We start from the raw sequence: 22,281 nt of genomic DNA on the forward strand, positions 1-22,281 counted from the left end.
CGCGTGTCGCTGTGGTCTCAGCTGTTGTCGTTGGTCCCTGCACCTGCCCCGCGCAGGCGGCTTTCTTCGGTGGCGGGCGCAAAGGTGCGGTGGGCAAATTCGCCGAGCTTCTCCCAACTCTGTTCCGAGACATCAGCCCGCATCACCGGCTCGCGCTTTCCGGTCATGTCCGCCGGGGCCGAGAACACCAGCAGGCCTGCATGCCCGGCACGCAGAGCGTCCGGTTCGCCCTGAACGCACAGCTGTTTGCCATCGGTTGCAAGCCGCGCGCCCTCCCATTCTGCCGCAACAGGCACACCGAGGCGCAATGCGGCGCCGCCCATGAACGGGACGGCCAGCAGCGGGAGGCTGACGTCCTGCATGGTGATTGTGCCGCGATCCAACAGGCGAACGGCGCAGTCCGAGAGAGACGCACCCGCGATCAAGGGGCTCATCCGGCGTGCTGGCGCGTGCCAGAGATCGGCGCTCAGTGATACCGGAGATACATCGATTGGCGGGATCTGGTCGTTCAGCTCTAAAAGTTCGGCCAACATCTCAGTGCCGGGAAAGCCAAAAGAGGAGAGCCAGCGCGTTCCTTTTGCTGCTTCTTCCGCCAATCCCCAAGACAGACCCGCGCCACGCCCGGCACGTTTGGCCATCGCCTCGATTTCATTCAATGAGTGGCTCATGCTGCGCCCTCCTCAAACACCGGATCTGTCTCTGGAAAGACCCAAAAATCTGCGTTCTCCGGCGTCAATTCAGTGGGGAGCGGCGCACCGCCATACATGCAGATCCGCACCCAGCGATCCGAGCGTGGGTCGAACTGTGTGGCGCCGAAAAAGGCGAGCTTGCAACGCAGCATGTCAATCGGAAGCACCTGAGCCGAAATCGTATTGTCGCGAATTTCGGCATAGGGCGCACGCCCGACAATCTGCGCCCGACGCAATACATGGCGATGTTCGGGGTGGCGCAACAGGAAGTCGGCGACCTGAGCTTCGTCTGGCCAATGCGCCAGAGCGTTGAACAATTGCGCTGCGTCACGACCGGGGGCAAGCGGCTGCTCAAATGCTTCGATCGGCTCTTCAAAGCGTTCGCCGAGGCGCGGTTCAAGCTTTTCCTCCGACACATACCAGGCGCGGGCCCGGTTTTCCGGTGCTTGCCAGTCAGTCTCGATGGCCCAGGCGTAGATGTCGGTTAGAAGGGCGCGTAGATCCTTCACGCTCATCGCGCCAGCGATGCGGAAGGTGGCGGTATTGTCGGCGGACATCTCATCCGCAAATTTGTCGACGCGTGCTCCATAAGGTTCAAGGATCAGAGAAGCGATCCACTCTTGCCCTTCGAGTGAAAGGGTCCCCTCGGCCCAGCGATAGAGCGCGTCCCAAGGGAAACGAGCAGATAGATCCGTCTCGGACAGGTACTCCTCCAGTTTCAGGAGGTCTGCACGCAGGGCGTTGATCTTTGTGATCTGGATCGGATGCTCAGACTGCCAGGTGTCAATTGTGACTCTGCCGCGTGCGATGAGCGACCGGAACAAGGCGATCGCGCTGGCGCTGGCGGTTTCGATCTGGCGGACGGTCTGAATGGCGGCCTCGCGCGCGGCGATCCAGTTATTGAACAAGACCGGATGATTGAGCAGGAATGGCGCCATGCCAAGACCGGTTGAGTTCCCGATCCCCATGCTGCGGGCAATTGCGGGGCAGAGCTGGGCAGCGTCCTGCCCCATGGCGGCGGCCCGTTGGTTGGCCATATGCTGTACCAGATCGAGGACGAACCAACGGGTGAGATAGACCGACAGCATTTCGACCTGAAATGGCGCACTGAATTCGGGACGGTCGGCGATCATCTCGCGATCTGCGGCCCCCAGCTTGCCCGACCCGTAAACCGCTGTGGTTCGCATGAGGTAGCCCACTGCGTTGATGCGATTGGGATCCGGCTGGCGTCCTTGCGCAAGGCTGGACACTACATGCTCCCAGAGACGTACCGAACGGTTGGCCCGCGAGACCGAGAGTTCGGAGCCGGTCACACGACCTGCCTCCTGCAGCGGTATGTTCTGCGAGAGGCGTTTGATGTCCTCCGCGCTGGGCACGCCGTCAAAGAGGGTAAAGGTGGTATCCCACGCATCCGCAATCACCCGGTCCGAGCGTTTTTCTGGCGGGAGATCATGGGCAAAGGCGATCAGAGAATAGGCGCGTTCTGGTCCATAGGCGGTGTAGACGGCATGCCCTTCGCCGGCGCTGTTTACATCAAAGGCCGTCCTCTCAAACTGCCATCCTTCGCGGGCCAGTCGTCGCGTCAGGACACGCATGAAGGACAGGCGTGATTGGTGAATGGACCCCAAACGGGCGAGGCGCATCACCAAGTTGGGGTCACGGCGTGGTATCGTGGTCATACTCTTGGCCTTTACACTCGAAAAGGTAGCGTATTTCGGGCCGCAAAGCGAATTGCGCGAACAGGGCCCAAAACACGCAAAGTTGGCTGGGCGCTCGAGAGCGCCCAGTGTCTTATTGCTCGCGGCCTTTGGCAATTGTGATGCGCAATGCGTCCCAGAGCGATGGAAGCAGAATCAGCGAGACTGGCACGGCGGTCACGACGATGAAACTCTGCAGCTTGGACACGCCCCCGGAGCCGACCGAGATCAGGATGATAGCCATGATCCCCATCGCAACGCCCCAGAAAATGCGCACCATTGTGGGCGGATTTTCCCCGTCGCTCATCGTGGCTGAGATCACGTAGCTCATGCTGTCGCCGGTTGTGGCCACAAAGATCGTTGTCAGGATCAGGAACAGAAGCGAGATCAAAAAGCCCATCGGCAGGTTGGAGGTGATCGCCAAGAGTGCTGCGGGCAGGTTGAACCCTTCGAACGCGGTGGAAATGGTCCCCGGCGCGGCCAGCTCCATCGAGATGCCGGTGCCACCGATGATGGTAAACCAGAAGTTGGTGACAATCGGGGCGATGATCGACAGCATGATGATGATCGAGCGGATCGAGCGGCCCCGCGAGACACGGGCAATGAACATCGCCATCAGCGGGCCATAGCCCATGAACCATCCCCAAAAGAACACGGTCCACCAGCCCAGCCAGCCCGGTTCGCCAAAGACGCCTGCGTCACCGCGGAACAGGGCCATTTGGAAAAAGTTGCCAAGATATGTGCCAAAGCCAGAGAAGAAGGAGCCAAAGATGAACCCCGTCGGTCCAGCTACCAGCACGAAAATCAAGAGCGCCGCCGCCATGATCACATTGATCTTGGACAGAAGCTGAATCCCGCGCGACAAACCAGTCATCGCCGAGATCGTATAGATCGCGACAAGCCCACCGATCACCATGAACTGCGTGGCAAAGACGTCCGGGAGACCAAAGAGGTCAGACAGGCCATAGCTGACCTGAAGGCCCAGAAAACCGATTGGCCCCACGGTTCCAGCAACAACGGCAATGATCGAGGACGCATCTGCGATCAGACCGATTGGCCCGTTGATCGCCTTGTCACCAAACAGCGGGTAGAGCAGCGTGCGCGGAGCAAGCGGCAGGCCCTTTTCGTAGTGATAATGCATCAACATCACGGTCGAGAGCGAACCAAGAATGGCCCAGGCAAGAAAGCCCCAGTGCATGAAGCTCTGCGCAATTGCGGGATTGACGGCCGCCTCGGTCCCACCTTCAGCTCCATAGAGCGGTGGTGAATAAAGGAAATGTGCGATTGGCTCCCCCGCAGCCCAGAATACACCCCCGCCGGCAAGCAGGGTACACATGATCATGGAGCCCCACTGAAACAGGGTGAATTCCGGCGCGGCCAGATTGCCCATGATTGCTTTGCCACCGGGTAGAACGCAGAGCACGAGGCCGATCAGAAAGGTCGCCAGAAGGAGAACCTGCCAGTAGAGGCCGAAATAGGTGGCCGAGACGTTGAAGCCCCAATCCACAGCCGCCGACAACCCCTCAAGGTCGATCAATGCGGCGATACAAAAGAGCGCGATAAAGCCCCCCGAAATCAGGAAAAGCGGCGTGTTGAGCCGGCTCTTCTTGAGATGTGTTTCCAAAGATGTGTCTGACATCTTGTCCTCCCTTTATTGTGCGGCCCCGCCTGAGCGCCCATGGCCAAATTTCACCTGTCCCGGCCCCGTTAGCCTCCCGCCTTGGGCCCAAAGCTTTCTGCAAAAAAGCGGTACCAGTTGCCGCCCATGATGGCGGCGACTTCACCGGTCGTCATGCCAACGGACCGAAGCCCCTGCTCGATGTTCTCAAAGTCTCTGTTGTCCTCGAACCAGCTGGGCATCCGTGGGAAACCGGGCGCGGACTTGGACCCTTCGCCGTAGTCGATTTCTTTCGTCCAACGCCCGACGCGCATCCATTCCACGACACTGTCGGGCTGGTCCTGGCAAAGGTCAGTGCCGATTCCGAGATGCTCCACCCCATAGGTGTCAGCAGTGCGCGCGATCATTTCGCAGAAACTCTCCAGCGTGCAGTCGGATTTGTCCCTCAGGTGGTGCGGATAGACCGAAAAACCAAACATGCCGCCGTTTTCCGTAACCGCGCGGATCACTGCGTCTTTCTTGTTGCGCAGGGCCGGAGACCATGCGTGCGGATTGGCATGGGTGATCGCGATGGGGCGTGTGGAGTATTCCGCCGCTTCAATGGTGGAGCGATCCGACGAATGGCTCATGTCGATCACGAGGCCGACGCGGTTCATTTCCTTTACAACCTGTTTGCCCATCCGGGTCAGGCCCATATCTTCGGCCTCGTAACAGCCCGTCGCCAGTAGCGATTGGTTGTTATAGGTCAGCTGCATGAAGCGGGCGCCGAGACTATGAAGGATCTCGACCAGGCCGATGTCATCCTCGATCGGCGAGGGATTCTGGAACCCAAAGAACACGGCCGTTCTGCCCGTCTCGCGTGCGATGTCGATGTCCTGTGCCCACTGGCCCTTCATGATCAGGTCCGGGTATTGCTCAAACCATCGGTTCCATTTTTCAAAGTTCAGAACCGTTTCACGAAAGTTCTCGTGATAGGCGATGGTGACGTGGATTGCGTCCACGCCCCCTTCGCGAAGCTGGCGAAAGATCTTCTCCGACCAGTTCGCGTATTGCAGACCGTCGATGCGCATCAGACCGGGCCTGCGCTGATGTAGGCCGTCTTGACCGTTGTGTAGAATTCTGCCGCGGCCTTGCCTTGCTCGCGTGGGCCGTAAGAGCTGTCGCCGCGTCCACCAAAGGGAACGTGGTAATCGGTGCCCGCGGTCGGCAGATTCACGGTGACAACGCCAGTCTGTGCGTTGCGACGGAAATGCGTGGCGCGGGCGAGCGATTTGGTCACAATGCCTGAGGTCAGGCCAAAGTTGGTGTCGTTCACCGTTGCCAGCGCTTCATCATAGCTGTCGACCTTGATTACAGAGGTCAGCGGCGCAAACATCTCCTCGCGGTTGATGCGCATATCGTTGGCGGTGTTCAGGAACACGCCTGGCGACATGTAAAAACCGTCGTGCGGCATCTCCAATCGCGTTCCACCACAGGCCAGCTCTGCCCCTTCTGAACGGCCCAGATCCACATAGGCGAGGTTTTCCTCGAGCTGCTGTGCGCTCACCACTGGTCCCATCTGTGTGCCGTCATGCAGCGCGTGGCCCACCTTCATCGCTTGTGCGCCGGCGACCAGCTTTTCAACAAAGGCATCATGCACTGCAGCGTGGACGACAAGCCGAGAGGACGCGGTGCATTTCTGACCCGTGCCGCCAAAAGCGCCACCCAGAGCAAGGCTCACCGCGAGGTTCAGATCCGCGTCGTCCATCACGGCCAACGCATTCTTCGAGCCCATCTCCATCTGTACTTTAGTCAGATTCTGGATTGCCGCTGCGGCAATGCCTTTGCCGACTGGCACCGAACCAGTAAAGGAAATCGCGTTGACTTTCGGGCTTTCGACCAGGCGCTGACCTACGGTGCGACCCGCACCCATCACAAGGCTGAACAGCCCTTTGGGGATGTCTTGGCGGTTGATGATTTCTGCCAGCGCAACCGCAGAGGCAGGCGTCACATTGGCAGGTTTCCACACGACCGCATTGCCGTAGCACAGAGCGGGCGCAATTTTCCACGAGGCGGTGGCGGTCGGAAAATTCCAAGGGCTGATGATGGCGACCGTGCCCACGGCCTCGCGGCGCACGTCGATTTCGATGTCAGGACGCACCGAGTCAGCGTTCTCGCCAATCTGGCGCAGGCATTCGGCGGCGTAATAGGTGAAGAACTGACCGGCACGGTAGACTTCGCCTTTGCCCTCAGCGAAAGGTTTGCCCTCTTCGCGCGACAACAGCGTGCCAAGCTCCTCAGAACGGGCGATCAACTCATTGCCGATTGCCATCAAGACCGCTTGCTTGCGTTCGAGACCATAGGCAGCCCACTCGCGTTGTGCGACCTTTGCTTGATCCAGGGTGGCCTCAAGCTGGTCGCTGCTGGCCTGAGCGAAGATCCCGACCAGATCCGAAAGGTCCGAAGGGTTGCGATTTTCGATTTCGCCTTCGCCGGTCAGCCATTCGCCAGCGATCAGGTTCTTTTGAATATCGGTCATGATGTGTCGCCTCACACAGAAGTCAGTTTTCTCGGGTATGGACTCTTTGCGATGCTTCAATCAAACTCAAACAACTGAACCTAATTACAGCAAAACTTAAGTAGTCATGTGATGGCGCTCAAAATCGAAATGCTCCGTGGTTTTGCCACCGTTGCCCGAAGTGGAAACCTGAGTGATGCGGCTCAGGTGTTGGGACGTACGCCCTCAGCTGTCTCCATGATGCTGAAGCAGTTGGAGACGCATCTGGGTGAGCCGCTGTTTGAAACCGACCGCAAAAGCAAGTTGACCGCGCTGGGTGCGTTTGTGCTGGAGCAGGCCGAGCGCGAGTTGCAGCAGTTCGATAATATGGTCCGAGCGATCGAGGGCTTCGCCAAGGCCACGCATGGCCATGTGCGCATCGCCACTGTGCCCTCTGTGGCCGGTACGATCATCCCCCAGGTTTTTTCACGCCATATCAACGACTACGTGAATGTCGACATTGAGCTGCGCGATATGGATTCTCATTCCATTCTCCATGAGCTGTCCCGTGATCGGATCGACATCGGTATCGCGACTCTGGGACAGCAAGGCGCCGGACTAAGCAGCCAGCATCTTCTGTCTGACACCTTTGGGGTGATCTGCGCACCGTCACATGAACTGGCGGACAGCACCGGTCCCGTCACATGGGAGGCACTAGCCGATGAACGGCTCATTGCGAATTCTCTTTCGGCTGGGATAAGTGCCGCGGCTTCGGTCGCGTTACACGATCGGGCGATGCTTTCGGCCCACAACCTTACTTCGATCCTTGGGATGGTGCAGGCCAACATCGGGATCACGATTCTGCCCGAAATGGCGGTTCGGGCCTCAAATTCGGCAGGGCTCGTGTTCCGTCCACTCATGGAGCCGCATGCAAAACGGGAAATTCACATGTTGCGGCGAGCGGATTCGAATCAATCTCCTGCGGCGCGCCTGCTAGAGCGGCACATTCTGCAAATCGCGAAAGAGATTTCGCGGGACACGGTGATGAGGCACCCCTGATGATCGACGCAAAGACCACCCCGCCGCCTCTGACCTTGGGTATCCTGGTCTTTCCGGGTTTTCCAATGGCATGCCTGACGTCTTGTATCGAACCACTTCGCGCCGCCAATGAGATTTCAGGACGGGAGGCCTTTCAGTGGAAGGTGGTTGCTGAAGACGCGGGGCCGGTTGTTTCGTCAGCTGGCGTGAGTTTTGCTCCCGACTGTACGCTCTCGGACACCACAGAGCTTGATTTGCTGTTGTTCACGGCGAGCCCGAGTGCCCGATTTACCGAACCTTCACGCGCGAACGCTGCCCTGCAACGCTTGCAGCGCCGCAAGGCCCGCCTCGGAGCAATCAGCGGCGGGGTATTCGCGCTGGCGCGAACGGGACTTACGCGCGAAAACCCGTTGTCGGTCCACTGGTGCTATGAGGCCGCGTTTCACGCAGAGTTTCCCGAGATACCTGCGCAAAGCACGGTTATTTGTGAACAGGGCGACTACACTACCATTTCAGGGGCCTCAGCGGCTTTTGATCATATGCTCACCTTGATTGAGACGCATCTGGGTGGGGACATCATGGCCGAGGTGGCCTGTTGGTTTCAGCATCCCTACATCCGCAGTGCTGCCGCTGCACAAAAAACGCCGGTCCATGACACGGCAAAAAGCCAGAACCTGCTGCCGAAACAGGTTGCGCGCGCGATTGAGCATTTTGCCGAGCACATCGAGAGCCCGATCCAGATCAGCAAGGTTGCCGAGGCCGTTGGCGTCTCGACCCGCTCTTTAGAGCGCAGCTTCAAGCAGGCAACAGGCCAGGGCCCGCTTAAGTATTACCGCAAGATGCGGATGAAACAGGCGCGTCAACTGGTGCTCTATTCCAACACACCGGTGACTGAGATCGCCTTTATGGTTGGATATGCCACGCCGGGCGCGTTCTTGCGCCATTATCGAGAGAGTTTCGGGATGACACCAATCGCGGATCGGCGGGCGAAGAACTCAATGCGGGTCAAGGGCAGCGACGCGCTGCCCTCGTGAGAGTGTAAGGATCAGGCGATCGATCGGGCTGCGGCAATCAGAGCGTGATGTAGTGACGCCGCAGAGGAACGCGGGGCGATCACGGCCATATGATCCTGATCGAGTCGCCAAAGGAATGCCCCCAGATGTTCGACCGTGCCGCGGATCACATCGCCCTTGGTCATACGCCGCACTGGCGCGCTTGAGAGACGTTCAAAGAGATCGTAAAGCGCTGCACCCGAGACATCAAAGCGGCACCACCCATCGGTCTGTTCCACGACCGAAGCCGTCTGCCCGACCATCTGCTTGATCTCAGATGCAAGTGCCTCGTGCTGGTCGTGGTTGGCTACGATCATCCACTGCGCAGGACCGGTCCAGAAAGCGCTGAATGCGCCTTGGGTTCTGGTCTTGCCCACATCGGGCAAGGGAAGTGGGAGCTTCTGTTGCAGCGCCTCCATCTGTCCCTCGCGCGCAGCAATGGAGGCCAGTGCCTGGTGCACGATTTCAGTGATTGTCAGCGTTCCGATCGTATCCACACGCGGTGTCACCGCACCCAGGGGTGTGAGAGGCTTCAATCTATGCACGGAGCTTTTCTCCTTCTGGGTCGACAAAATGGGGGCTGACGATTTCAACAAGGATTTCTTGACCTTCGAGCGGGTTCACGAGCCGGAGCTGTTCCCCCATCCGCTCAAACCCCGATTTCACAAAGCCCAGCCCAATCGCACTCTTGAGAGTAGGAGAATAGGCAGCAGATGTGACATAGCCCTGATCCTGCGTTGCATCGACTGGACCGGACCTGCGCATGAGATGGCCGCCTGCGGGCAGGGAATGAGATGGGTCGACCGGGCGCACCCCCACAAGGTTCAGTGCGTCCTTGGCGTTCAGGCCTTCGCGACGGGACAACACATTGCCGATGAAGTCCTTCTTGGTGGACACCATACGGTCCAGACCGAGATTCAACGCGGTGGTGGTGCCGTTCAGTTCATTGCCAGCTGCATGGCCTTTCTCGATCCGCATCACGCCGAGCGCTTCTGTGCCGTAGGGCGTGACATCAAACTCTGCGCCTGCAGTCATCATTTCGCGCATCAGCGCATCTCCGTAGCGGGTTGGAACCGCGATTTCATAGGCAAGCTCTCCCGAGAACGAGATCCGAAACAGCCGCGCCCGCAGACCACCGCAGACCGTGATCTCGCGACAGCCCATAAACGGAAAGGCGGCGTTGGAGATGTCGAACTCCGGGTCGACAATTTTTTGCAGCAGCTTGCGAGAGTTTGGACCAGCCACCGCATATTGTGCCCATGCCTCGGTGGTGGAGATCAGCTGCACGTCGAGATCAGGCCACAGGCATTGGCGCGCGAATTCCATGTTTCGATAGACAAGAACGGCATTGGCGGTTGTCGTCGTGACAACGAAGTGATCCTCGGCCAGTCGGGCGGCGGTGCCATCATCATAGGCCACTCCATCCTCGCGCAACATCAGGCCATAGCGGACCTTGCCCACCGGCAGCTTGGCAAATCCATTTGCGTAGATCTTGTTGAGGAACTCCGCTGCATCCGTACCCTGTACGTCAATCTTACCCAGCGTTGTCACGTCGCAGATGCCGACGGAATTACGGGTGGCGAGTACCTCGCGATCCACGGACTGACGCCAATGGGTTTCACCCGCTTTTGGGAACCATTGCGCGCGCAGCCAGTTGCCGACCTCGACAAATACGGCGCCCTGTTCCTCGGCCCATTTGTGGCTGGGAGTCAGACGGGTTGGGTGGAAATCCTTGCCGACGGCCCGACCCGCAAGAGCCCCCATCGAGACGGGCGTATAGGGCGGCCGAAAGATGGTTGTGCCGGTTTCCGGGATCGGCTTGCCGGTCAGCTCTGCCATCACAGCCAAGGCTCCGACATTTGAGGTTTTGCCCTGATCGGTCGCCATGCCCAGCGTGGTGTAGCGCTTCAAATGCTCGACGGATGTGAAGTTCTCCTGATGCGCCAGCTTCACATCCTTGACGGTCACGTCGTTCTGAAAGTCGAGCCAGGCGCGTTTTGCATCTGCGACATGCCAGAAGGGGGCCAGAGAAATGGGCGCGTCCTCTGCCTTGGGTGTCTCAACGCCGGGCGCAGTAAAGCCCAGATCAGAGAGCGCCTCGCGCGCGGTCTCTGCGCCAGTCCGGAGTGCGGCGTGTGTCGACATCTCGCCCATTGCAGCGCCAACAACAGATTGGCCTGCGGGCAAATCTGAACCCGGAACAAAGGCGTGAATGTCTTCTCGCCACACCGGGCGCCCGCGCTGATGACAGGTGAGGCCCAGATTTGGATTCCAGCCACCCGACATGGCGAGGGCGCCACAGGTAATATCGCGCGTCCGACCATCCAAGAGTCGCACCGTAACCGCTGTCAGGCCCAGTCGCCCTTTGGTGCCGATGATCTGCGCGCCGGCCAAAAGCTCGGTGCCCTCGATCCCTGGGGCATCGGAGCGGGTATCCACAACGGCATGCACCTCGATCCCCTTGGCGATCAGGTCCTTAGCTGTTTGATGCGCGTCATCATTGTTGGCAAAAACCACGACAGAGCGCGCAGGCGTCACAGCCCAGCGGTTCGCATAGGCGCGGGTGGCCCCGGCCAGCATCACGCCCGGACGATCGTTGTTTTCAAACGCGATGGGGCGTTCGATTGCGCCGGTGGCAACCACCGCGCGTCTGGAGTAAATCCGCCAGAGCGTCTGACGCGGCTTATTCTCTTCAGGGGCAACCAAGTGATCCGCATTCCGCTCCACTGCGCCATAGACACCGTGATCATAGGCGCCGAACACGGTGGTGCGTGGCATGACGCGGACATTCGGGAGTGCAATCAATTCGGCCTGAGTTGCTGCCACCCATTCCGCATTCGATTGATTGCAAAGAGACTGGGCATCGGACAGCAGGCGCCCGCCAAGTTGAAAATCCTCATCGGCGAGGATCACCTGCGCTCCGCCGCGTCCTGCGGTCAGGGCGGCGGACAGGCCGGCTGGCCCTGCGCCGATCACCAGCAGGTCGCAATGCAGGTAACCCTTGTCATAGGCATCTGGATCGCCTTCGCCTGAAAGGCTCCCCAACCCGGCAGCCTTGCGGATTACCGGCTCGTAAAGTTTCTCCCAGAATGCGCGTGGCCACATGAAAGTCTTGTAATAGAAACCAGCACTCAGGAATGCCGAGAAGCGATCATTGATCGCCATGACGTCATGCTTGAGCGAGGGCCAGCGGTTCTGTGAATTGGCGCTGAGGCCCTCATAGATTTCTGCCACAGTGGCGCGGGTATTGGGTTCCTGGCGCCCCCCGGAGCGCAACTCGACCAGCGCATTGGGTTCTTCTGATCCGGCGGCCAGTGCGCCTCGCGGGCGGTGATATTTGAACGACCGTCCCATGAGGCGCACCCCATTGGCGAGCAGTGCCGAGGCCAGCGTGTCGCCCGCGTATCCCTGATAGTTCTTACCATCAAAGGTGAAGTTCAACTCGGTAGATCGGTCGATCAGCCCACCGGATATACGGTTCACCTGTGTCATTGGCTGACCTCTGCTGAAGGGCTTGCGCGGGCCACGTCGCGGGCCAGCTCGACCTTAGTGATTTCATGTGTGGTTGTGTCCCGGGTCACCACCAGCCAGGAGCGGTCACCCTGCTCGTGGAACCAGAGTTCGCGATGCAACCCTGCTGGGTTCTCGCGCAGATGAAGATAGTCATGAAACGCGCGCATGGCGTTCTCCGACAGCCAGTAGGGACGGTTGATCAGCCCCGCGTCGCCCAGATAGGTAAATTCCTGCGCGTCTCGTGGCCCCAGAAGCGGATGGTTGATGATCATCGGGTCAGTTCCTTGCGTGGCAGGTGCATTAGTGAAGGTTGGGCTGGGCGCCTTGGCCCTTTTCGTCGATCATGTGCCCCGTCATGAACCGGTCGAGCCGATAGGCTTTGGCGGTTTCATGTGGGCGGTCGGTCTTCAGGAGATGCGCAAAACAAAAGCCTGCGGCGGGTGTTGCCTTGAAGCCGCCATAGCACCAGCCACCGTTGAAATAGAGGCCTTCGATATGGGTCTTGTCGATGAAGGGGGAGCCGTCCATGGACATATCCATGATGCCGCCCCAACTGCGCAGCAGCCGTGCGCGCCCCAGACCGGGGATCAGTGACATGCCGCTTTCGACGACATCTTCGACCACCGGAAGGTTGCCGCGTTGTGCATATGAATTGTAGCCGTCTATATCGCCGCCAAACACCAGCCCGCCCTTGTCGGATTGGCTGCAATAGAAATGTCCCGCGCCATAAGTGATGACCCCCCGAATGAAGGGTTTGAGTCCCTCGGACACAAAGGCCTGCAGCACGTGGCTTTCGATTGGCAAGCGCATTCCGGCCATCGCCATCACGCGGCTCGAGCTGCCCGCGACGGATACGCCGACTTTTGCAGCGCCAATCAGTCCGCGTGATGTTTCAACGCCTGTTACGCGGCCGTTTTCCACCCTGAAGCCGTTGACTTCGCAGTTCTGGATGATGTCCACGCCCAGCTGATCTGCGCCGCGGGCGTAGCCCCAGGCAACAGCGTCATGCCGCACGGTCCCACCGCGCCGGTGCAGGAGGCCACCCTTGATCGGGAAGCGGGCATTTTCGAAATTCAGGAACGGATAGAGCGCGCGGACGCCATCAGTGTCGAGGAGTTCCGCATCCGATCCGTTCAGGATCATCGCATTCCCGCGCCGCCGCGCGGCATCGCGCTGGGCATCGGTGTGCACAAGGTTGAGAATGCCACGCTGGCTTACCATGGCATTATAGTTCAGGTCCTGCTCCAACCCTTCCCAAAGCTTCAGCGAGAACTCGTAGAACGGCTCGTTGCCGTCCAGAAGGTAGTTGGAGCGAATGATCGTCGTGTTGCGCCCAACGTTGCCACCGCCAATCCAGCCCTTTTCCAGAACCGCAATCCGGCGGCCCTGAAACTCTTTTGCCAGATAGTAAGCGGTGGCCAATCCGTGTCCCCCGCCCCCGATGATGACGTAATCATAGGACGCTTGTGGGTCAGGGTCGCGCCATTGAGGCCCCCAGCCCCTGTGTCCGGTCAGGCTTTCCTTGATCAGTCTCAAAGCAGAGTAACGCATGCGGGCTCCTGTGTGCATGCTCGCATTAACAGGAGATCTGGTCTCAAATACCCGTTCGGTTTTGGACAAGATTGATTTCAGATTCGACATCTGGCGCGCTCAGCAGCGTTATGGCCGCTCAGCGTAGCGGGCGCCACGAGGCAGGCGAGGGCCGATCAAGCGCGCACCGAGCTCTCGAACGCTCCGTCACGGTACAGGCGATTCACGCCTGAGCAGGCCATGGCAGATCAGCGATCACGTCCTTCTGTTCCACGCGCGATTTGGAACATGTCAATTGTATCAGAACGCCGTCTCTTGGCGGGATTGCTGACACAACACTTACAAATCTCTGCGCTGGTGAACGTCTGCCGATACACAAAAACAGCAGAATGCCGGTCATGTCCGGTGGCACATCTTGTCGAAAAGTCGCTGTCTCCGCCGGGTCCGTATTTGGGTGAAAGGACGAACCAGATGACGATTAAACTGTTGAAACCATTTTCGAATGTATTGGGGTGGAATGCTAAGAAGGGCCTCGTGGAGCCGAGCGACTCCAGCGACCCCTCGCGCGGGGACGCCGAAACGCAGCGCGATCCGGTTGAAGAGACCGATCCTATTTCGCGTGGTGACACCCAGCCCGACACCGAGACAAATGATGGGCGTGACACAGGCGGGTCTGACACGCCGGATCGCGGGGACGACCGGGACCCAGGTCGTGGCGGCAATGATGGGCCTCCGTCGATGTCGGTCAGCGCCAATATTTTTACGCGCTTTGATGCCAACCTGGCTGAGCCCGGCTTTCTAACGCCCGGTCTGGCCAATGGCTTGAACATAACGCCCGGCAACATCTGGATCGATTGGAATGGCGAGAACGCATTCGAAGGCACGCATGGAGTCGACAAGGCCTGGGGCCTTTGGGGTGACGATGACATCTACCTCTACGATGGCAACGATGTCGCCTATGGAGGTGCGGGGAATGACCTGCTTCATGGTGGCCGCGGCAATGATGCGCTCTACGGCGGGATTGGCAATGACTTCATCATCGGCGATGTCGGCAGTGACACGATCGACGGTGGCAGTGGCAATGACAGGCTTCAAGGTGGCCGTGGCAATGACATGATCAACGGCGGCGACGGCAATGACCGGATCCTCGGAGAAGAAGGTCGCGACGTCGTGCGTGCCGGAGACGGTGACGATTTCATCGAGGGCGGTGACGACAATGACCTTATGTGGGGCGATGAGGGCCGCGACACCATGTTGGGCGGCGATGGGGATGACCAAGTTTTTGGCGGCATAGGCAATGATCTGCTGCAAGGTGGGCTTGGCAACGATCATATGGAAGGCGGTGGTGGAGCCGATGTGCTGGTTGGTGATCAGGGGAACGACCTCATCAACGGCGGCAGCGGCAACGACATGATGACTGGCGACCTTGGCAATGACGAGCTGAATGGCGGGACCGGCAATGACACTATGGAGGGTGGCGCCGGCAACGACATCATGCGCGGTGGCGAAGGCAGCGATTTCATCTACGGTGACGGTGGCAACGACTACATTCAGGGCGGTGGTGGCAATGACCATATTTATGGTGGGACCAACTCTGCCGGTGACATCGGCGACTATCTGTTCGGCGGCGAGGGGTATGACCTGTTCTACTTCGACTTCGGGGACAGTGGTGCCAACGGTGGTCCTCGCGATGTAATTCAGGACTTTTCGGCTGGTGGCGGGGATCTCATGGTCTTTCAAGGGTTTGGCGCGACGACCTGGCGTGGAGACGATGGTTTCTCGGGTGGAGTTGGAGCCGAAGCCTACTTCGAGCAGACGGTGAGCGACGAGTTCGGCGCGGTCACGCATGTTTACCTGCGTGACGACATCGGACATGAAGCAGATCTTTCACTGACCTTGCTGGGTCACATTGATCTCACCGAGAGCGACGTCTTTGTGATCGCCTAAACGATCACTCGAAAGATGGGGCGGTTCTTTGGGCCGCCCCTGGCATCAAAAAAAACGGCGTGCAGGATCCTTCTGCGCGCCGCCGCTTTTCGAACTGACCGTGTCAGTCAAAGATATAGCCGATCCCGCGCACGGTTCGGATGGTTTCGGGCTTCGTGGGGTTTTGCTCGATCTTGCGCCTCAGGCGTGAGATCCGCAGATCGATTGAGCGGTCAAAATGTTCCCACCCGCGGTCATGCGCCTGTTCAAGCAATTGATCCCTATTCAGCACACGTCCCCGGTTCTGAGCAAAAACACGAAGCAGGCTGAACTCCATGGATGTTATGGCGATCTCTTCGCCGCTCTCTCCAAAAAGCTTGGCGCCGTCGAGGTCTAGACGACACATGCCAAAGGGAACGGTGCCCGTCATTCGATCCCTTTGCGCGCTTTCCTCCCCGGCAAAACCCTGGCGCCGCAACGCCGCCTTGATGCGCGCCTCAAGCTCGCGCAGGTCAACCGGCTTTGCCAGATAATCATCCGCGCCCATTTCCAACCCGACGATCCGATCAACCACCTCTCCTGCGGCGGAGAGCATGATCACCGGGATCGTCGAGTTGACCCTCAACGTACGCAGCGCCGTCAGCCCATCCGTTCCGGGCATATTGATGTCCAGAACCACCACATCGGGGGTGTCGTCGTTGAAGACAGCAAGCATGGCATCGGCGTTTTCCGCTTCCATCACCTCGTAACCTCTTTCGCAGAGGTACTCCGACAACATCTCTCGCAGGTGATGTTCATCGTCACAGACCAGAATTCTCTTTGCTTTGGCTGCGTGCGTCATCCGTTCACTCCTTTGCACGTCAGGCGCTCAAGGAGCTCAGAGAGGTCATCGCGCAGGATTGGCTTTTCGATATGGGGTCGTCCGACTTTGGACAGAAAGCGAAAGATGTCCTCGCTGAGTGCATCGCCGGTCACGAATCCGACCCTGTCCGCATACTGTGGATGCCGGTTGAGAAGGGCATCGTAGAACTCGGCACCATTCATGCCTGGCATCTTGAAATCACTCACGATCATATCAAACCCGTCCCTCTCCAACACCCCGAGTGCGGCACGGGCGTCGGTCGCGAGCGTAGGCACACATCGCAGGTCTTCGAGCATTTCGCAGATCAGCTCTCCGACGGTTTCTTCGTCATCGACAACCAGTACGCGTCTGAGCGCTTCTGGGGTTGTGTCGTCTTCGGGATCATTTTTCAGCGGTCTGCCTGTGTCATGAACACCAAGGCGCACAAAGAAGCGCGTGCCTTCCCCCTCGGTCGTCTCAAGATCCAGCTGGCCGCCATGGGCATCGACGATCCGGTGGCTGAAGGCGAGGCCGATCCCGGTGCCTTTTCCGACATCCTTGGTTGTGAAGAAGGGCTCGAATATCCGCGCCCTGATCGCGGCGGGTATGCCGGGGCCATTGTCACGAATTTCCACGACCGATTGGTTCTGCGCCGGGTCAAAGGACGACCGGATCGTCAGGCGGCCGGCCTGTCCAAGGGGCGCCAGCGCTTGTTCAGCGTTGATGATGAGGTTGGAGAACACCTGCACAAGCTGGTCGGCGTCCCCCGAAACCAAGGGCAGGTCGTCATCAAGTTCAGAAAGGATCTCGGTCCCGCTGCTGCGCATTCCGTATCCAGCAACATCGAGTGCGGCGAGTACGATGTCGTTGAGCGAGCACGGTTCGATCTTGGTTGGGCGTTGCCGCGCCATGGCAAGGAACGCGCGCACGATCCGCGCACTGCGGTCCGCCGCTTCGGCGATCCGGTCCACGCGTTTGGAGAGCACCTTGTCCTGAAGGCGGCCCTCTAGCATTTGTGCATATCCCACAATAATGGACAGTGGATTGTTCAGCTCATGGGCAACCCCAGCGAGCAGCTCCCCCAGCGCTGATAGCTTTTCGGCTTGATGCGCGGCATCACGCTGTTGCTGCAGCTCTTCCTGCATCGCAAGCAGATCAGAGATGTCCCGCGTAGAGGAGACGATCACTTGCTCGCCCTTGTATTCGGTGACCCGCGCAGCCGTGATGCCCTGCATGATCGAGCCATCGGCGCGGCGAAACTGGACGCGGTAATCATCAAGCGCGCCAGTGGGCAACAAAGCATCAAGATATGTCTGGCGGTCTTCTGCGTTCAGGAAAAAGCTGAGGGTCGAGGTGATATTGCCAAAGCGTTCGCGCGACGGCGGAGGGCAATAGATGATCTTGCCATCGTCGACCCGCGAGACAAGAAAGTTGGCAGGGCATGCATCGACGATCTTGCGCAGCAATAGGTCCGCTTCGCGCTGCTCCGCTTCGGCGCGTCTTTGTTCGGTGACATCCACGAAGGTGAGCAAAAAGCCCTGCTGCTCGGTCCTATGTGCTGAAACAAGAAGAGTTTTCCCGTCGCGCAGAAACAGAGTTTCGTTCTGCCCCAGTGATTGAGTGAACTGGTCGAGTTGCTGGGCGTAGGCCTCGGGTGTGGTGCCTGCGGGTGTGCAGATCACACCGGCGGATACCAGGCGTTGCCAGAGCATCGAGACCCGCTCGCCGGGGGCGGGCTCGGAAGTATCGCCAAAGAACAGATCCCGCCAGCGCCGGTTGCCGAGCAAGAACCCCGCATCGCTGTCAAAGACGACAAGCCCCTCCTCCAAGGACTGGATCGTATCGGTCAGGGTCTCGAGACTCCGTCGTTCTGCTTCTTTCAATGCCGTGGTTTCCGTGACTACGACCACGCGACCGTCGCCCTCGGTTATCGCGCGCTCCACGAGGAAATGGCGCCCGTTTTTAAAACAGACCTCCATCGGCTGCAGGGTGTCTCTCTGCTTTTGAATCGCGGAGCCAAAGATCTCGACTCCGCGCGTGCCAACATCCTGTCCCGCGATGGATTGGATCATAGGCGCAAGGGACAAGAAACGCTCGGTATCGCTGAGTTTCATCAAGTCTTCTGCGGAATGTCCGAAAGGTTCGGCAAAGGCGTTGTTGCAGTGGGACAGCTTCCCCGATGCTTCCTCAATGGCGACGCCAACCGGCAGCCGCCCAACCGCATCCGTGTAAAGCCGTTCGGCCCGCAACTGATCGGTCACATCTTCCAACGTCAGCAGCTTACCTCCGAGGTCAGTCTCGTAGATGTTGCCGACGATCTCGCGTCCGGTAGAACTGGTGAGTGAAAATCCCTTCGCCGCACTTCCAATCAGGTCTTGCAGCTCTGACAGGATCTCAGCCGCAGTGCTACCTTCGGGCAGTTGGAAAACGCCGGTCTCGATGGCCTGTGAATAGGCCTCGACGATGTGCCTACCAGGTTCAAGGAGGGCGCCATCGGGATCTGCGACTTCGCGATACTTCTGGTTGGCAAAGACAAGCCTGTCGTTTTCGTCGGTGAGTGCGATCCCAAAATCAACCGCGTCGATCGCCTTGTTCAGAAGCGTGCGTGCGCGCGCCTCTGCCGTGCGCTGCTCGGTCACGTCTTTGACCTTGGCGACAAGGTGGCCATCGTCCAGACGGGTCAGGTTGATCTCGCGCTGGGTGCCGTCTTTGACCGAAATCTCGATCGTGGCGCTATCTAGTGTTTCGAGCGCGGCGATGAATGCTGGCATGCCCTGTTCTGCGCCGCGCAGGATCCTGATATGGCCACTTGCGACTGCCTGACTGATGATTTCCTGCATGGCGCGGCCTGGTTCCAGAAGATGTGCATGCGGGCCGAGCATCGCGGCGTAGCTCTTGTTGGCAAACACCAGCTTGCGGTCGCGATCAAAGAGCACAAAGCCTTCATCGAGGATGTCGAGGGCGTTGTATAAAACGGGGCCCGGTCTCTCCCGGGTGACACTCACGTCTGGGGTTTCCTTGCTCGTCCTGTGGGCGTGCATGGCAGTATCCTCGGCATAAGGCGTTTTTGTCGGACTTCTCCTACTCTTAACGACTTTGGTTTTCAGATCATCCCCATGTTCTGTATCAATTGTGTCAGGCACCGCTGGCGGAGCGCACGAAATCAAGACCACCTGATGCCGCGACCGCTGCGCCCGCATGTCAAAATGTGACGCGCCATTGACTGCGCCGCTGCGCAGAACATTTCTCGGATATGGCAACACAAGAACCGCAAATAGGCCCTGCGACACGCGCCGAAGCTCTGCTGCGAATGGAGGCATTCACGCCGCGCATGGGGCTCAACTACGCGACATTTCGCAACCATGACTATGGGCCTCAACGTCAAAGCGCCGTGTCGATGTTATCGCCCTATCTTCGCCGTCGCCTCCTGACCGAGCCGGAAGTGATTGCGGCAGCCTTGGCGGCACACGGACCTCAGGAGGCAGGCAAATTCATCCAAGAAGTTCTGTGGCGCAGCTATTTCAAGGGATGGCTGGAGCGGCGACCGGAGGTCTGGGCAAACTATATCACCGGGCGTGATGCGGACCTCGTCGCCCTTGGAGAGGATCCGGGTTTGGCAGCTCGCGTGAATGCTGCAGAAACGGGTGAGACCGGTCTTGCCTGTTTCGATACCTGGGCCAAGGAACTGGTGTGCACAGGGTATCTGCACAATCATGCGCGGATGTGGTTTGCGTCGATTTGGATCTTCACGCTCAAGCTGCCGTGGCGGTTGGGAGCAGATTTCTTCCTTCGACACTTGCTGGACGGCGACCCGGCGTCGAACACCTGTTCATGGCGCTGGGTGGCAGGGCTTCATACGCGGGGCAAGCCCTACGTGGCGCAAGCCTCGAATATCGCGCGGTTCAGTGGTGGGCGATTTGCGCCCCAGGAGAGAGAACTCGCAACAGAAGTGACTGGCCTGATGGACGAAGAACCAGATGGGCTTCCGCACGTGAAGCCCTTGCGATCTGTCCTCTCCCCTGAAGCCGCAAAACCCTCAGCGGTTCTTTTGACCGAAGAAGACTGTATGCCTGCGTCAGCGGATCTTGCGTCACTGGATATTCGGGGGGCGGCACGCCTATATTGCAGTCACCTGCGATCGCCACGCAGGGTGGCCGCCGCCGTGTCAACATTCGAGGAGGATGCTCTGGCAGATACCGTTGCACGCATAGGTCTGGATGCACAGCCCTGGGCGGCGTCGGAGCCAGAGGCGCTGGCTGATTGGGTGCAGTGGATTGGGGCGCAGCAGATCGTCATGCCCTATACAACGGTCGGCCCGCTGGGAGACTGGATTGCGCGGGCGCTGCCTTTGTTGCGGGCTCGGGGGGTCGCGGTAGCGGAATGGCAACGGGATTGGGACGGGCTGGTGTGGCCACACGCAACGGCCGGGTTTTTCAAGGTCAAAAAACGCTTGCCTGACATCCTGACCAAGGCCGGGTTGACATGAGCCGCCGCGATGAAGGGAACATAGACGCAGACGCCGGGGCCATGATCCCGAACGGCGACATGGCGTCCACAGACGCCATCAAGGTGCCTGCTGGCCGAGTCAACCGATTTATGCGGCTCGGCGGACTGGCGGCCGGGATCGCAGGGGGCGCTACGCTTCAGGCCATTGCCGGCATCGCGCGTGGCACCAGACCTGACGCACGCAGCCTTTTGGCCTCACCTGCGAATGTCCGGCGCGTTGCGGATGAACTGGCTCGCTTGCGCGGGGCGGCGATGAAAATCGGCCAGCTTCTGTCGATGGATGCCGGGGAGGTCCTGCCTCCGGAGCTTGCACAAATTCTGGCTCGGTTGCGGGATCGGGCACATATTATGCCCCCCTCCCAGCTTGGCCAAGTGTTGGAACGCGAATGGGGGGCAGGGTGGCGCCGCCAGTTCAAACGGTTCGACGTCCGCCCGATTGCGGCGGCAAGCATCGGACAGGTCCACCGCGCACGGACGCGGGACGGTCGAGATCTGGCGATCAAAGTTCAATATCCCGGAGTCGCACGCAGCATCGACAGCGATGTGAGCAACGTCGGGGCCTTATTGCGTCTTTCGGGCATGCTTCCAAAGGGGTTTGATATATCGCCCTACCTTGCTGAGGCGCGCCGACAGCTGCATGAGGAGACGGATTACGCGCGCGAGGGCGCGCAGCTCAAACGTTTCGCAGAGTGGCTCACGGACTCCGACACGTTTGTCGTGCCACAGTATCATGCGGATCTGAGCACGGCGCAGATCCTTGCCATGTCATATGTCGCCGGTCAGCCGATTGAAACCTTGGCTGACGCGGATGCGGCAACGCGCAACCGTGTAATGACTACACTTATTGATCTCAGCCTGCGCGAAGTCTTTCACTTCGGTGCCATGCAGAGCGATCCCAACTTTGCCAATTATCGCTACGTGCCGCAGAGTGGACGTATCGTGTTGCTCGACTTTGGGGCCGCGCGTAATCTCCACCCGCTGGTGACAAAATCCTATGCTGACATGCTCCGATCTGGCCTTGTCGGTGACGATCACGGGATCCGGGATGCGGCGCGTGCCTTGGGTCTCATTTCCGATGGGCCAGACATTGGCTCGTCCGAAGCGCGCCTACTTGCATTGATAGCGGGTGTGTTTGAGGTGCTGAGAGCGCAAGAGTTCGATTTTGCCGACCAGACCTTGATCCGGGCGCTGAACGAAGAGGGCATGGCCTTGGCTCAAAGCGGCTACCTTCCGCCCTCTTTGCCGATGGATGTTCTCTATCTGCAGCGCAAATTTGGCGGCCTTTTTCTGCTTGGCAATCGGCTTCGTACCAAGCTTTGCCTGCGGGATATTATTGATCCTTACCTCTAGCCCTGTGAGCGCGCGCAAGACCACAGAAGGTCTCGCGCGTGCTCT

At 59.2% G+C, this 22,281-nt stretch carries 16 protein-coding genes; 5 read left to right on the plus strand and 11 right to left on the minus strand.

Annotated features, from left to right (window positions below; genetic code table 11):
• Nucleotides 1-17: 17 nt before the first annotated feature.
• From ACZ1HH_RS17515 to ACZ1HH_RS17535, 5 genes are all read right to left on the minus strand, one after another.
• Nucleotides 18-668 carry a DUF3726 domain-containing protein gene (locus tag ACZ1HH_RS17515; RefSeq protein ID WP_472635513.1) on the minus strand — a complete coding sequence of 217 codons (651 nt, stop codon included), beginning with the start codon at nt 666-668 and terminating at the stop codon, nt 18-20.
• Nucleotides 665-2,368 carry a hypothetical protein gene (locus tag ACZ1HH_RS17520; RefSeq protein ID WP_472635514.1) on the minus strand — a complete coding sequence of 568 codons (1,704 nt, stop codon included), beginning with the start codon at nt 2,366-2,368 and terminating at the stop codon, nt 665-667. The genes ACZ1HH_RS17515 and ACZ1HH_RS17520 overlap by 4 nt, the downstream gene beginning before the upstream one ends.
• Before the next feature lie 112 nt (nt 2,369-2,480).
• A complete protein-coding gene (locus ACZ1HH_RS17525; RefSeq protein WP_472635515.1) occupies nt 2,481-4,025 on the minus strand; it encodes a BCCT family transporter in 1,545 nt (514 codons plus the stop codon).
• A gap of 68 nt (nt 4,026-4,093) precedes the next feature.
• Nucleotides 4,094-5,074 (minus strand): membrane dipeptidase, encoded by a 981-nt coding sequence (locus ACZ1HH_RS17530; protein ID WP_011536997.1) that lies wholly within the window; start codon nt 5,072-5,074, stop codon nt 4,094-4,096.
• Nucleotides 5,074-6,522: an aldehyde dehydrogenase family protein gene (locus tag ACZ1HH_RS17535; protein WP_472635516.1), complete on the minus strand. Its 1,449-nt coding sequence runs from the start codon at nt 6,520-6,522 to the stop codon at nt 5,074-5,076. The genes ACZ1HH_RS17530 and ACZ1HH_RS17535 overlap by 1 nt, the downstream gene beginning before the upstream one ends.
• Before the next feature lie 111 nt (nt 6,523-6,633).
• Here ACZ1HH_RS17535 and ACZ1HH_RS17540 point away from each other — a divergent pair, with 111 nt between their 5' ends.
• Both ACZ1HH_RS17540 and ACZ1HH_RS17545 read left to right on the plus strand, forming a co-directional pair.
• Nucleotides 6,634-7,539 (plus strand): LysR family transcriptional regulator, encoded by a 906-nt coding sequence (locus ACZ1HH_RS17540; protein ID WP_472635517.1) that lies wholly within the window; start codon nt 6,634-6,636, stop codon nt 7,537-7,539.
• On the plus strand, nt 7,539-8,552 hold the full coding sequence (locus ACZ1HH_RS17545) for a GlxA family transcriptional regulator (RefSeq protein WP_472635518.1): 1,014 nt from the start codon (nt 7,539-7,541) through the stop codon (nt 8,550-8,552). Before ACZ1HH_RS17540 ends, ACZ1HH_RS17545 begins: the two co-directional genes overlap by 1 nt.
• Nucleotides 8,553-8,563: 11 nt before the next feature.
• On the opposite strand, the gene ACZ1HH_RS17550 is transcribed toward ACZ1HH_RS17545, so the two are convergent.
• From ACZ1HH_RS17550 to ACZ1HH_RS17565, 4 genes are read right to left on the minus strand one after another with little or no spacing between them, the layout of a single operon-like run.
• Nucleotides 8,564-9,115 (minus strand): sarcosine oxidase subunit gamma, encoded by a 552-nt coding sequence (locus tag ACZ1HH_RS17550; RefSeq protein WP_472635519.1) that lies wholly within the window; start codon nt 9,113-9,115, stop codon nt 8,564-8,566.
• A complete protein-coding gene (locus tag ACZ1HH_RS17555; protein WP_472635520.1) occupies nt 9,108-12,062 on the minus strand; it encodes a sarcosine oxidase subunit alpha family protein in 2,955 nt (984 codons plus the stop codon). The genes ACZ1HH_RS17550 and ACZ1HH_RS17555 overlap by 8 nt, the downstream gene beginning before the upstream one ends.
• Nucleotides 12,059-12,355, minus strand: coding sequence for a sarcosine oxidase subunit delta (locus ACZ1HH_RS17560; protein WP_472635521.1), 297 nt, complete (start codon nt 12,353-12,355; stop codon nt 12,059-12,061). Before ACZ1HH_RS17560 ends, ACZ1HH_RS17555 begins: the two co-directional genes overlap by 4 nt.
• Before the next feature lie 28 nt (nt 12,356-12,383).
• On the minus strand, nt 12,384-13,634 hold the full coding sequence (locus ACZ1HH_RS17565; protein WP_472635522.1) for a sarcosine oxidase subunit beta family protein: 1,251 nt from the start codon (nt 13,632-13,634) through the stop codon (nt 12,384-12,386).
• A 450-nt stretch (nt 13,635-14,084) separates the two neighbouring features.
• Between ACZ1HH_RS17565 and ACZ1HH_RS17570 the strand changes: the two genes are divergently transcribed.
• A complete protein-coding gene (locus ACZ1HH_RS17570; RefSeq protein WP_472635523.1) occupies nt 14,085-15,560 on the plus strand; it encodes a calcium-binding protein in 1,476 nt (491 codons plus the stop codon).
• Nucleotides 15,561-15,663: 103 nt separating this feature from the next.
• On the opposite strand, the gene ACZ1HH_RS17575 is transcribed toward ACZ1HH_RS17570, so the two are convergent.
• Nucleotides 15,664-16,380: a response regulator gene (locus tag ACZ1HH_RS17575; protein ID WP_416369785.1), complete on the minus strand. Its 717-nt coding sequence runs from the start codon at nt 16,378-16,380 to the stop codon at nt 15,664-15,666.
• Nucleotides 16,377-19,385, minus strand: a complete 3,009-nt coding sequence (locus tag ACZ1HH_RS17580) for a PAS-domain containing protein (protein ID WP_472635524.1) — start codon at nt 19,383-19,385, stop codon at nt 16,377-16,379. The genes ACZ1HH_RS17575 and ACZ1HH_RS17580 overlap by 4 nt, the downstream gene beginning before the upstream one ends.
• Before the next feature lie 248 nt (nt 19,386-19,633).
• Here ACZ1HH_RS17580 and ACZ1HH_RS17585 point away from each other — a divergent pair, with 248 nt between their 5' ends.
• Both ACZ1HH_RS17585 and ACZ1HH_RS17590 read left to right on the plus strand, forming a co-directional pair.
• Nucleotides 19,634-20,866: an FAD-binding domain-containing protein gene (locus ACZ1HH_RS17585; RefSeq protein ID WP_487320463.1), complete on the plus strand. Its 1,233-nt coding sequence runs from the start codon at nt 19,634-19,636 to the stop codon at nt 20,864-20,866.
• The gene (locus ACZ1HH_RS17590) at nt 20,863-22,236 is read left to right on the plus strand and encodes an ABC1 kinase family protein (RefSeq protein ID WP_487320464.1); all 1,374 of its coding nucleotides are present in this window, start codon (nt 20,863-20,865) and stop codon (nt 22,234-22,236) included. The genes ACZ1HH_RS17585 and ACZ1HH_RS17590 overlap by 4 nt, the downstream gene beginning before the upstream one ends.
• Nucleotides 22,237-22,281: the final 45 nt, after the last annotated feature.

Source organism: Epibacterium sp. HA2-3, from assembly GCF_055693725.2.